The sequence below is a fragment of the Kineosporia mesophila genome (genome assembly GCF_021129235.1).
GTDB classification, from domain to species: domain Bacteria; phylum Actinomycetota; class Actinomycetes; order Actinomycetales; family Kineosporiaceae; genus Kineosporia; species Kineosporia mesophila.
Map to the genome: position 1 here is coordinate 20,145 of NZ_JAJOMA010000031.1, position 12,035 is coordinate 32,179.

Genomic DNA, 12,035 nt, shown 5'->3' on the forward strand with positions numbered 1-12,035 from the left:
GAGGGCATGGCAGCCACCAGCACGTCACCGGCCGTCGCGACCGCAGCCGGCCGAGACTGATCAGCGAGGTGCACGGCCCGCTCGAGGTGCCATTTTTCCGGTTGCCCGGCACCCGGTCGATGCCCTGTGAAGCGTCGGCTACCGGGGGCCCGGAATGATGCGCGCGCCGCAACGTCTTCGAGCATTGGTTCTGGCCGCTGCCGCCGCTGTTGCGCTGGTGGTGCTGCTGCTGGGGCCACCCGTAGTCCTCTACCTCGCAGCCGGAGCGCCGTGGGAGACCGTCCAGCGGTGTCTTCAGGCTGCGTACACCGCGGAGGTCACCTCAGCGCTGCTTCACCTGATGGTGCTGGCGGGATGGTGCTGCTGGATCCGCCTTCTGGGACGGGCCGTTCAAGCCATCGGTGCTGTGCGCCGGATCCGCCGACAGCAGGGCAGCCTTACACCATCGCTTGCGCAGACTGCCCACCAGAGGACGATGCTGCCCAGTCGCGCCGGAGGCCTGATCGGTGGTCTCCTGCTGGCTTTCCTGGCCGTGCCTGCATCTGCGTCGACCCACCTCCCGTCGACGCACGCCACGGCCACCGACTCCAAGAGCATTGCCGACCACGGACGTACGACCGTGCTGGCGGAGCCGGAACGCATAGCGGCCGCCGTCACCAAAGCCCCACCCCTCTCCTCGGTGCAAGGCAAGGGCGGGCACCGCGAAGTACGGGTTCAGCCCTCCGGCCCGACCTCCACGTTGTGGGGGCTGGCAGAGGAGTACCTCGGCGACGGCACCCGGTGGCGGGAGATCTGGACCCTCAACGCCGGACGTCAGCAGGCAGACGGCACCGTCATGCACTCCCCGAACATGCTGATCCCCGGCTGGACGGTCCTGGTCCCCACCAGCTCGCCCGTGCCCGCAGCCGATGCCTCCGCCGGCGAGAACGACGAAGCCACGCTGAGGTACACCGTTGTCGCCGGCGACCGGCTCGGCGACATCTCCGCCCGATTCCTGGGAGACCTGGACTACCAGCCCATCCAACGGGCCAACCACGCCACCGTCACCGATCCCGACCACATCGAGACCGGCGACACCCTCACTCTGCCTGCCGGCGCGCACGACCGTGGAACCACCCGGCACGCCCACGGCTCGACGCACTCGCTCCGCGGCAAGAGACAAGGCCCGCCCGAGCCGACCTCCGCAGATCCCGACCGCGGCACACCCACGACAGCGCCCCGCCGCCCGCCCACCCCCAAGGATTCGTCCCCAACGCCCAGCGCGACGGCACCGACCGGACCCACGAGCACCCTGCAGCCCCAGAACGCACGACCCGGTCCGACGGGGGAGACCTCGGCCCCGGACAACCACACCACCAGCCCGGGGCAGGACAACCCAGCGTGGATCGTCCCCTCTGCTCTGTCCGCGCTCATCGCTCTGGTGGCCCTGCACCTACGGCGCCGATCCCGACGACGATCACGCCACTCCGACACCGCGATGCACGCGCAACCAGCCGCGCACGACGCCGGAGAAGACCTCCTCCCGCACGAGCAACCGCAACTGTCCGAAGCGGCGCTCCAGGACGGCCTGAGCTCTCCGCAGAAGGGCCCGTTCGAGCACACCGACGCCGCCGTCGACCGCGCACGTGCCCTCATCCATCGAACCGCACAAGACATCAACGAACGAACCACCGCCTGTCACCAAGGGCCAACTGCACCGGCAGAACTCACTGCGCCCGAACGCCCCTCGACGCCAGCCCGGACAAACCGGCACCGCCCAGAGCGGACCGCCCAGCCCCACCCATCCGCTGTGGCTCTCCGGCCTGAACACCGGCCCGATCCGGTGCCGTCCACGCGCGAAAACTTCCGGCCGCCCGATACCCAGCCTGCGCTCGCCACGTCAGCACCAGCCGTGGCGACTACCAGCAGGGGACGACACACGGCCCCGCCCACCACCACACCAGCCTCACCCGGTCGCCACGCACCCACGGATCCCTGGGCCGACCCTCGACCAGCCGACCCACTCGTCAACGACCACGACATCGAGCCCAACGCCGGACACCGTCACGTCCACCCAGCAGCCAATTCCGAAAAGATCAACTCCACCGCAACAACATTCACCACCGACACCCCTCAGAAACCGAACCCCGCGCTGCGCGTACGCGTCACTCTCTTCGCCGACCCCGCCGTCTGGGACCTCAACGGCAACCGCGTCCACGGACTACGCCGCAACGCCCTCCAGGTCCTGCTCTACCTCGCCCTGCACCCCGACGGCGCCCAACTCAACGCCCTGCGCGAACTCATCTGGCCCGACATCACCATGAGCAAAGCCGTCAAACGCCTCTCCACCGAAGTCGCCAACCTCCGCCGCACCATCCGCACCGCAACCGGAAACCCCGAAAACCTCGACATCAACGCCGTCATCAACACCGGAAGCCACTACAAGCTCGCCCCCTTCATCGACGTCGACACCCACGCCTTCGAACAAGCCCTCACCACCATCCAGAACGCCAACACCCCCAGCACTCGCGAAACCGCTCTGCGGCAGGGGCTCGCGCTGCACACCGGCCGTCTCGCCGACCGATCCAGCCTCGACTACCCCTGGCTGCAACCTCATCGACGTCGCCTGCTGCGAGCAGGCGCCAAGGTCCGCATCGCTCTGGCCGAGATCGTCCACGACGAGGATCCCGACGAGGCCGCCGCCCTTCTGCATGAGGCCGCCCAGCTCGACACCACGGATCGCGCCATCCACGAGCGGGTCAGCAGCATCCGCGCCCAGATCACCGCCTAACCCCGCCGCACGCGTCCAGCATGAGGATCTCCATGCCCAAAACTGAGCAGCAACAGTCACTACCCGCCATCATCGCCTGGATGCGCGCCGATCCGGACCGCACCGGCGCCGCCGTCGTCCTGGCCGGCCTGGGCCTCATCAACCTGGCCGGATCAGCCACCCACGTCCTGCACGTGGGCTCCTACCCCGACGTGGGCGTACGGGGCTGGATGGTCTGGACCGTCGCCGGGAGCCTGGAAGTCATGGCCGCCTATGCCGCCTGGGAGATGCGCCGGCGCACCGACTGGCGCCGGATCATCCCGGCCCTGGTCCTGCTCCTGACCGTGGCCTTCATCATCCTGGCCAACCTGGCCGCTGCCGACCCCCACAGCTGGGCCGCGCAACTGCCGTGGGCCGAGGCCTTCGCCGTCGCACCCCCGATCTCCTTCCTGTCCGTCGCCGCGATCGCCGAGACCCGCGGCTGGCAGCGCGCCAGCCGCCGCAGCCGCACGGCCAATGCCCACCAGCGACCAGCGGAGCGAAAGGCCACCACCGGACAGCGCCGACAGGCCAACCGCGGTGCCCCCACGGACGGTCGTCCAGCACTTCCGGCCAGAGACCGATCCCGTCGGACCGCCGGCGACCACGGGCCGGAACCGCTGAGAGTCGAACCCAGCGACCAGGACCGCACTCACACCATCTTGCGGTGGCTGTCCCAGGGCCACGACGAGAAGACGATTCGTTCCCGGGGACCGGCGATCCTCGGGGTGAGCGAATCAACGATCAAACGGGAACTGCGAGGCGTCTCAGCGCACGACACCGGTCACCGCGACGGGCCCTCCTCTCGACGACCGGAGCAGATCAACGCCCCCGCCGCCTAAAGGCAACGCTGCCGACATCTCGGCGATCGAGCGATCACGCTACCCACATCTCACGAAAGACGCTGCCATGGTCTGGTTCAGCATTGACGACGGGTTTCCCGAACATCCCAAAACTGTCGCCATCCAGCGAAGCCACCGCCTGAACGCAGTCGGCTTGTGGACGGTGTCAGGCATCTGGGTCTCACAGCAGCTGACCGACGGGCGCCTGCGCACCAGCCTGGTGACCGAGAAGGGCGGCCGGACCCTCCACATCCGCGCGCTGGTTGCGGCGGGACTGTGGCACGACAGCGACTCCGTATGCCGCCACGGTGCCAGTCACTGCCCCGGCATCCCGGACAAGGGCGGCCTGACCTTCCACGACTGGTTCGACTGGCAACGCAGCCGCCGCCAGATCCTGCGCGAACGAGAGCGCAAAGTGGCAGCCGGACGCGCTGGTGGGAAGGCATCCGGAGCCAGTCGTCGCGAACGCAGCCCCAGCAAACCTGAAGCACCTGCTTCGCCGACCGTTGAACCCCCTGTCCCTTACCTCAACCCTCAACTACTGACTTTGGTCTGTCGTCGTCTGTTTGGTGGGGCGCCCCTCGACGAGACGACGGTGAACGAACTGATGGCGGCTTGGGAGATGACCGTCGGCGCCGGTGACCTCGAGACCGAGCTGCGCAGCTTCCTGATGCACAACGTCGATACCGACCTGCGCAACCCCGCCGCAGCTCTGAAAGGGTGGCTGGCCGAAGCGGCCGAACGCGCCCGCAAGCCGGGCCTCAAGCCCGTGCTCGGCTGCGCGAACTGCCGTTCCGGGTGGCTGCCCGACGACGTCGAAACGGGGATGCCGGTGCCCTGCCCGGTGTGCAAACCCCATCGCTATGTGGCCCGTGCCGACGCCCAATGACACCTCATCAAGACGAGGCAATGGTTCGCCAGGACAACGAGCCGACTGGCCTCACCGTCCGCGTCGAAGGTGGCCGGCGGCAATACGGAGGCGCTCGGGCCCCATAGGCAAAACGGTCTCCACGATGGGACTGTCTGATCAAGGCTGGAACACAGCCCAGCTCGGCCGCGGCCGTGGAGATGGGTCCAAGATCCTTGGCGGGCTTGTCCCAGACCTGACGCGGTGCCTATCGAAAGGTTTCACTCAGCAAGTAGACGACGTGGCTCGGGACGATCGTCTTCGGCCACACGTTGCGGCCCGAGGCCGGTCGGCCCTTCAACCCGTCACAGACGAGCATGAGGACGTCCTCAACGCCCCAGTTCTTGACCTCTGTCACGAGGGGCGAGCCATTCTGTGTCCGGTCGGCGCCAAGGATGAGCGTGAGTCAGAGCGGTCGCAGCATCCAACCCTTGACGCTCTGGTATATCCACAGATGGAACTGCTCCTTCGGATCCTCCGGTATCCCGAAAGCAACCGATTCCTTCTCCAGGTGAGCCAGGGAGCCGAGCAAGCCGGCGCGATCCTCGAGGCTGGCCCTCACCCAGGCTTGCGCGGTCTCGACGAAAGCCACACAGGCAGGCGGTAGTTCCTCTGCATCAGAGGCGTCAATGCCGTACCGCGCGTACTTCTCGCGCTGGTCCTCGGCCAGATCGGTCCACCAGGTCAAGCCAGTCACATCCACGTCCATGCCAGGCACCGTAGTTGCCTACCGGCCAGTCTTCCGGTCCCGACACCTCGAAGCGAGAGGTTCGAAGAGGCTCTGTGCGGTGAGCAAGTCGATCGCGCCGAGATAGCTGATCAAAATCGACGGGAAAGGCGGTAATCGGGCCAGTCTGCGACCGACCTCGCCGATGGTGCCCCGGACCCGTCCTTCGCCAAGGAGAAGCCCGTTGCGGATCCGGTCCGCGACGAGCAACCTGGCCTTGCACTGCGCAACCTTCGGAGGTGGTGTGTGTCGCCGGCTCGCGAGACACATCAGAGCAGCGCGGGGTCCAGCGAGCTGAACTGCAGCGCAACCAGCCGCCAGCCCACCCCGGGCACCTCCACCCACACCGCGCCCACCCGGGTGACCAGCGTCATCGAAGTCCCACCCCAGACCGACGAACTGCGCTGGACACCCCGCAGGATCGCCGTCGACCCGTAGCGGCGCACGTCCACGTCAGAGACCTCCAGCACCGTGTACGACAGATCGGAGAACTTACCGATCCACTGCCGCTTGTCCAGCACATACCCGCGCTCGCCGATGGACGCGAAGTCCACGGCCAGCAGGTCGTCCAGTCGGGTGGTATCGGCCCGTAGCTCTGCCTCGACGAAGTCCTGGTGCAGTGCGCGGATGTCCGGTGTCATGACCTCACCCTGCCACGCCCATCCATCGGATCGGATCCACCCCTACTGCGCGGGGTTCCCGAACTCCGAGGTCTGTGAGTTCGCCGGATCCGGGGCGCTGGTTTCCGCTGCGTGCGGCTGCCCCGTCCAGCTGGCCAGGAAGGAGAGCGCCTGCTTGGAGGCGCTGTTCGGTTCCACCGTGTAGGTGATGATGACCAGGCCGGGGTCGCCGGGGAGGGTGAGCGCCTCGCCGGTGAGCTCGATCTCGCCGACGGCCGGGTGGTGCATCTTCTTGGTCGAGCGGGTGTGCAGCTTGACGTGGTGGGCGGCCCACCAGGTACGGAATTCCTCACTGCGGGTGGAGAGTTCGCCGACCAAGTCGGTGAGGGCGCGGTCGTAGGGGTTCTTTCCGGCCTCGACCCGCAGGGCAGCCACCAGATCCCGCGCCACCTTCTCCCAGCGGATGTAGAAGTCGCGTGAGCGAGGGTCCAGGAACAGGAAGCGGGCCATGTTGAACCCGTCGGCGTCATCGGAGTAGGCCGGGCTGAACAGCGCCCGGCACAGCGCGTTGGCGTACAGGATGTCCCCGCGGGTGTTCCGGACGTAGGCCGGGGCGGACATGCTGTCGATGATGCGCTTGATGCCTTCCCGCACGCGGGGCTGCCCGGCCGGGCGGGGCGATCGCGACGGGGCAGAGGCACCGACGGTGCGCCCGGCGCCGTTGGCGACCGCAGCCAGGTCGAAAAGGTGGATCCGTTCCGACTCGTCCAGTTGCAGGGCCCGGGCCAGCGCATCGAGGACGGACTGTGAGGCACCGGAGAGGTTCCCCCGCTCCAGACGGGTGTAGTAGTCGGTGCTCATCCCCGCCAGCATCGCGACCTCCTCACGACGCAAGCCTTTGACGCGTCGTCGACCGTTGTGCATCGCCACCCCCGCCTGGTCGGGAGTCAGCCGGTCGCGGCGGGTGGTGAGGAAGGTGCGGACCTCGCCCTGGTTGTCCATGCCATCGACGGTAGAGGCCGGCCGAAGGGCCAGGGAGGGTCTGGCATTACCGGGTAACGGCGTCACTGGTAGGCGCCGCCGAACCGGGGTTCCTTGGTACCGGCGCGACGGCGCGATGACCGTGCCCCCACTGACCTCCCTGACCCTGGATGCGGTCCCGACCGCGCAGGCAGGAACCACCGGCGCGGGTGCTCAACACGGCCCGCCAGGTCGGCGGCTCCCTGGGGGTGGCGGTCATCGCCGCAGCCCTCAGCAAGGGCATATCTTCCCGACCACCCCAAGGAGAGCGTGCATGACATCCTTCATCTCCCGAAGACTCCTGCTACAGAACGGCCTCATCGGCGCGGCGCTCACCGCCACCATGACCGGCTGCTCCAGCGACGAGCCGGTGTCAACCACCCCCGAAGCGACGCGAGCCAGCACCGATCCGGCCCCGTCGGTGCCCGGCGCCGGCGTCCTGCTCGTGTACTTCTCCCGGGCCGGCGAGAACTACTTCAACGGAGGCAGAAGGGTTCTGGAGGTGGGGAACACCGAGGTTCTGGCCGACATGATCACCGAACGCATCAAGTGCGACGTCTACCGGATCGAGGCGGCTGACTCCTACCCCGAAGCGTACGAACCCACGGTGCAGCGCAATTCACAAGAGCAGGAGGACGACGCCCGGCCGAAGATCGCCGAACCGCTCCCGGACCTCAACACCTACGACACGGTACTGATCGGCAGTCCGGTGTGGGGCACCCAGGCACCCATGATCATGCGGACCTTCATCGAGAACGCCGGCCTGGCCGGCAAGACCGTCCTGCCGTTCGTCACCTACGCGGTGAGCGGGATGAGCGGTGTCGACGCCGACTACCGCGAGGCGCTGCCGGACACGCGAGTGGGCCAGGGCCTGGCCGTGCGCGGCGAGACCGTGTCCGACGCAGCCGAGGAACTCGAAGCCTGGCTCACCGCAGCTGGACTCAACTGATGGCCGACAAGCCATGACAACCGCGCAAGGAAACATCATGAGTGCCACGAACGCTGGCGTCGCGGTCATCACCGGAGCCTCCTGCGGGATCGGCGCGGCCACCGCCCGAGCCCTGATCGCCGAGGGCTACCAGGACGTGGCCAGGGGCAGCCCCGCGGAAGTGGCCGAGCTCACTGCTTTCATCCTGGCCCGTCCCCGTCATCTGGTGATCAACGAGGTGCTCCAGCGTCCCGCCGACCAGCTCGGCTGAGCAGCCATCCGGTTCCGGCCCGCCGGCGCGGGGGACCGGAACCGGGAGGTTCATGCGTCGAAGTCTGTGCTCCGGCTGACCGTTTCCCAGGAATCCACCTCGGTACGCAGGTCGTCGAGGGCGGCCCGGAACGCGTCGGAGGCGTCGTTGCCGAGCAGCAGCATGTACGGCGGCCGCGAGGACTCCACCGCATCGATCAGGGCGGCGGCGGCCCTGGCCGGGTCGCCCTTCTGCGTGCCGTGGACAGTGTCGTGTTCCTTGCGGCGCCGGCCGGCAGTCTGGGCGTAATCCGCGATCGCCACGTCTGCCTGGGTGAGCGAGCGGCCTGCGAAGTCGGTCCGGAAACCACCAGGTTCGACGACCATGGCGGTGATCCCCAGAGGCGCAACCTCTTTACGCAAGGACAGGGTCAGTGCCTCGACCGCGGCCTTGACGGCTGCGTAATAGCCGGAACCCTCCGGCGAGATGCGCGCACCGATCGACGAAATATTCACGATTGTTCCCGAACGGCGGGCGCGCATACCCGGCAGGACGGCCTTGACGGTTCGGGCCGCCCCGAAGACATGAGTCTCGAAAAGCTGCCGGACAGCTTCGTCCTCACCTTCCTCGACGGCCGCCCGGTAGCCGTATCCGGCGTTGTTCACCAGCACGTCGATGCCGCCGAAACGTTCCACCCCGGCCGTAACCGCAGCCGAAACCTGCTGCTGATCGGTCACATCGAGGGGAAGAGCCAGGGCGGCGTCTGGGTAGCGATCCGCCAGGTCCTGCACCGTGGTGACATCTCGGGCGGTGACGACCGCGTGGTGGCCGCGGGCCAGCACCGCTTCGGCGAATGCGCGTCCCAGGCCGGTCGAGCAGCCGGTGATCAGCCAGGTGGTCATGGATTTCCTTCCTTCAGGACTCGGGGATCTCGCGGCCGAAGGTCTCCAGTGTGATGACGTCCGGTTCCGGGCCCCCGCGACGGCCGGTGTCGAGCTTGTCGATCGAGGCGAGCTGGTCGTCGGTGAGATCGAAGTCGAAGACGTCGAGGTTCTCGGCGATGCGCTCGGGACGGGTCGACTTCGGGATCGCGGAACGTCCCTGCTGCACGTGCCAGCGCAGCATGACCTGGGCCGGGGTCTTGCCGTGGGCCTGGGCGATCTCGCCGATCAGCGGGTCCTGCAGGGTACTGGTGTGCTCGCCGTCGCGGTAGAAGGTGATGCCGCCGATCGGGGACCAGGCCTGGGTCAGGATGCCGTGCTGGGCGTTGAACGCCTGGACCTGCGGCTGGGTGAAGTAGGGGTGGACCTCGATCTGGTTGACCGCCGGCACGACGCTCGCGTGCTCGAGCAGGGTGGTCAGGTGCTGCACCATGAAGTTGCTGACGCCGATGGCGCGGACCCGGCCGTCGGCGAGCAGCGTCTCCAGCGCGCGGTAGGCGTCCAGGGTCTTGGTGAAGTCCGAGGGCAGGGCCTGGTGCAGGATCAGCAGGTCGATCTGCTCCAGGCCGAGCTTGCCCACGCTCTTGCCGAACCCGTGCAGCGTCTGCTCGTAGCCGTAGTCGCTGATCCAGATCTTGGTCTCGATGAAGACCTCGGACCGGTCGAGACCGGACTGCCCGATCGCCTCGCCGACCTGACGCTCGTTGCCGTAGGCCGCGGCCGTGTCGATGTGCCGGTAGCCGGCCTGCAGGGCCGATGCGACGGACGAGCGGGTCTCCTCGGGCGGGGTCTGGAAGACTCCGAACCCGATTGCGGGGATCTGGACACCGCTGTTCAGGTTCAGGTGGGTAACGGGCGACATGAGCGAAAACCTCCGGTGGCGGGAACGCTGGCGTAGCCACGTGAATCGGCTACCTTCGCGAGGTTATGACGGCCATCCCGTAAATACCTGCCGGATAAGGCTCTTAAGGGGTGCCTGTCATTACCCCCTTGTCCGCGGCGCCCCCCAAAAATGCTGTCTTACGGTGCGTTCGGGCCGCGGCCGACGGGACTCCCTGACAGACCCACGATCGGCCGCGACCCTTCGATCCTATGCAGTCCGACACCGAAAAGTCACACGCCGGACACGTAGAGTGCCCTTTTTTGCACCTATGGACACCCGTGGGCGCCCTCGCTGCCTGCTGATCGGACGTCAGCCGCCGAACTCCGCGTCGGAGATCACCCGGTCGAAGCGGCCCTGTCCCAGGTCGGTCCGCCGGATCATGAACCGGGCGTTGGTGTCGGGGTAGTCGTCGTCCAGCAGCCCGAACTGAGCCAAGGGGAGCCATTCCCGCTGCACCTGGGCATGGGCCCGGTGGAAGTCTTCCCAGCTGTCCACAGAGGGAAGTAGCCCCTGGGTACCGAGCTCGTACATCACGGTCTGTTCCGGGCTGTTGTGGGCGACGTCCCCGTATCCGCCGATGCGCATCCGGTCGCGGCCGGGCTGATCGACCTCCGGCCAGTAGGTGCGGGCCAGTTCCGTCAGCTGGTCGAAGTGCCGGGTCGTGCTGGGATCCGGGGTGGTGTCGCGGCTGAACCGGACCGACGGATAGAGGTCGACCCGTTCATAGTGCGGAAGGTGGCTCTGCTCCGGCCCGAGGGCGGGAACGTGGAGCACCTGTTCCGGCAGTCCCGGCCCGTCGGTGTCCCAGGGCTCGTCGTGACTCTGGAAGAACAGGAGATGGCCCTGCTGGGGGAGGGCGAGGTCCGAGGCGGCCGGCCGAGGCAGCAGGGCGCAATGGATGGCGGCCAGGAAACCCAGCGGCTGGCCTTGCGGGTCCACGGGCCACGACACATCGGTGGGCAGCGTCGGCCAGCCATCGATCTGAGCGGCGGGCGGACCCTCGCCCGTGACGTCCAGTTGCCAGCAGAACCGGGTCCCGGCCAGCCATGCGTCCACCTGGGTGGTACTCGCGCCCTGCTGCCGGGCATCCGCCCGGAACGCTTCCAGCTCATCCATACCGGTATTCAACCAAAAGAGGTACGGGGCGAGGGCGCTCACACGTGGCCGCGGCAACCGTCGGGGTGGGCCATCCGAGGAGATTGAGGACGAGGATGCAGGTTTCGTTGCCGAGATCGACTGCTGGTTCGTCAGTCAGGAAGGGGGAAGAGCTCTTGGCCTTCTGGCTGCAGGAGTGAACTGGCCTTCTGGACATGGGTCTTCGAAGCCAGGGCCGGTGGCCCGGTCCGGGTCACCGGCCCCGTATCGTTCAGGGGCGATCAGCTGGCCGAGAGTTTGACAGAATTGTAAGGCGTGTAGTCGTAGTCGTAGTAGGTCCCGGCCCTCTGAATACCAGCGCAGTTCGTGCCGTTGGTGCCGTAGCAGTTACGGACGACAGCCCCGCCGGTCTGATTGTTGAAAAGGCGGTGGGTGCCGTACTGGTTCGTGAGATTGTGCCCGCCGTAGGTGTACCACTTGTACGACGGCACATCGTTGTTCCAGCCGGCGCTCTGCGGGTACAGACAGACGTATCCCGAAGGGCAACCGTGAGAAGTGGCGGCCTGAGCCGTCGCCGACGTCGCGATGCTCAGCGACACCGCGGAACCGGCCACCATCAGGGCCGTGGCGAACTTCTTCGTCAACCGATGCATGTCGTCTCCTGGATCGTGGGTGACTTCCTCGCACGGAACCCGCCGCTGCGGAACGTGTCCTGGGCCGGTCAGCCCGACCGACGGCGTGTACGGACGATCGTGCTGGCGTCACAGCCCCCACACCAGGAGTTTCCCATTGCCCATGGCGGTAGCGTCGATCGTCAGGGCCGCCGACCACGACATGGTGCACTCCATCATCGCCGACGAGAGCCGCCACGAGTATCTGCTCGGCCTCATCCTGCGCGGCATCCGGCGGATTTTCGACGCGGAGTAGGTCATGGTTCGGGTGATCGACGAGACGCCGAGGACTTCCGTGGCACGAACCCCGAACGTCCAGCTGCCCGGTGCCCGTCCCGGCCAACGGGACGGGCACCGGAACGC

13 protein-coding genes are annotated in these 12,035 nt (G+C 67.4%); 6 read left to right on the forward strand and 7 right to left on the reverse strand.

Annotated features, from left to right (window positions below; genetic code table 11):
- Nucleotides 1–154: 154 nt before the first annotated feature.
- From LR393_RS30630 to LR393_RS30640, 3 genes are all read left to right on the forward strand, one after another.
- A complete protein-coding gene (locus tag LR393_RS30630) occupies nt 155–2,770 on the forward strand; it encodes a LysM peptidoglycan-binding domain-containing protein (protein ID WP_231488623.1) in 2,616 nt (871 codons plus the stop codon).
- 32 nt (nt 2,771–2,802) lie between these two features.
- Entirely contained in the window at nt 2,803–3,630 is an 828-nt protein-coding gene (locus tag LR393_RS30635) for a hypothetical protein (RefSeq protein WP_231488624.1), read from the forward strand.
- Nucleotides 3,631–3,697: 67 nt separating this feature from the next.
- A complete protein-coding gene (locus tag LR393_RS30640) occupies nt 3,698–4,519 on the forward strand; it encodes a hypothetical protein (protein WP_231488625.1) in 822 nt (273 codons plus the stop codon).
- 424 nt (nt 4,520–4,943) lie between these two features.
- Here the strand turns inward: LR393_RS30640 and LR393_RS30645 are convergent, their stop codons facing one another.
- The 3 genes from LR393_RS30645 to LR393_RS30655 all read right to left on the reverse strand — a co-directional run bounded on the left by LR393_RS30645 (nt 4,944) and on the right by LR393_RS30655 (nt 6,886).
- Nucleotides 4,944–5,246, reverse strand: coding sequence for a hypothetical protein (locus LR393_RS30645; protein WP_231488627.1), 303 nt, complete (start codon nt 5,244–5,246; stop codon nt 4,944–4,946).
- Nucleotides 5,247–5,533: 287 nt separating this feature from the next.
- Entirely contained in the window at nt 5,534–5,905 is a 372-nt protein-coding gene (locus tag LR393_RS30650; RefSeq protein ID WP_231488628.1) for a nuclear transport factor 2 family protein, read from the reverse strand.
- A gap of 42 nt (nt 5,906–5,947) precedes the next feature.
- Nucleotides 5,948–6,886: a helix-turn-helix transcriptional regulator gene (locus LR393_RS30655; protein ID WP_231488630.1), complete on the reverse strand. Its 939-nt coding sequence runs from the start codon at nt 6,884–6,886 to the stop codon at nt 5,948–5,950.
- Between the two features lie 292 nt (nt 6,887–7,178).
- Between LR393_RS30655 and LR393_RS30660 the strand changes: the two genes are divergently transcribed.
- Together LR393_RS30660 and LR393_RS30665 are read left to right on the forward strand one after the other, a co-directional pair.
- Nucleotides 7,179–7,853, forward strand: coding sequence for a flavodoxin (locus LR393_RS30660; protein ID WP_231488632.1), 675 nt, complete (start codon nt 7,179–7,181; stop codon nt 7,851–7,853).
- 37 nt (nt 7,854–7,890) lie between these two features.
- On the forward strand, nt 7,891–8,103 hold the full coding sequence (locus LR393_RS30665) for an SDR family NAD(P)-dependent oxidoreductase (protein ID WP_231488634.1): 213 nt from the start codon (nt 7,891–7,893) through the stop codon (nt 8,101–8,103).
- Between the two features lie 50 nt (nt 8,104–8,153).
- Here the strand turns inward: LR393_RS30665 and LR393_RS30670 are convergent, their stop codons facing one another.
- The 4 genes from LR393_RS30670 to LR393_RS30685 form a co-directional block, all read right to left on the reverse strand.
- Nucleotides 8,154–8,984: an oxidoreductase gene (locus LR393_RS30670; RefSeq protein WP_231488636.1), complete on the reverse strand. Its 831-nt coding sequence runs from the start codon at nt 8,982–8,984 to the stop codon at nt 8,154–8,156.
- Nucleotides 8,985–8,997: 13 nt separating this feature from the next.
- Nucleotides 8,998–9,885, reverse strand: a complete 888-nt coding sequence (locus LR393_RS30675; RefSeq protein ID WP_231488638.1) for an aldo/keto reductase — start codon at nt 9,883–9,885, stop codon at nt 8,998–9,000.
- 330 nt (nt 9,886–10,215) lie between these two features.
- Nucleotides 10,216–11,022 (reverse strand): DUF1963 domain-containing protein, encoded by an 807-nt coding sequence (locus tag LR393_RS30680; RefSeq protein WP_231488640.1) that lies wholly within the window; start codon nt 11,020–11,022, stop codon nt 10,216–10,218.
- A gap of 260 nt (nt 11,023–11,282) precedes the next feature.
- A complete protein-coding gene (locus tag LR393_RS30685) occupies nt 11,283–11,654 on the reverse strand; it encodes a hypothetical protein (protein WP_231488642.1) in 372 nt (123 codons plus the stop codon).
- Nucleotides 11,655–11,796: 142 nt separating this feature from the next.
- Between LR393_RS30685 and LR393_RS35930 the strand changes: the two genes are divergently transcribed.
- On the forward strand, nt 11,797–11,928 hold the full coding sequence (locus LR393_RS35930) for a hypothetical protein (protein WP_269328149.1): 132 nt from the start codon (nt 11,797–11,799) through the stop codon (nt 11,926–11,928).
- The last annotated feature ends 107 nt before the right edge of the window (nt 11,929–12,035 follow it).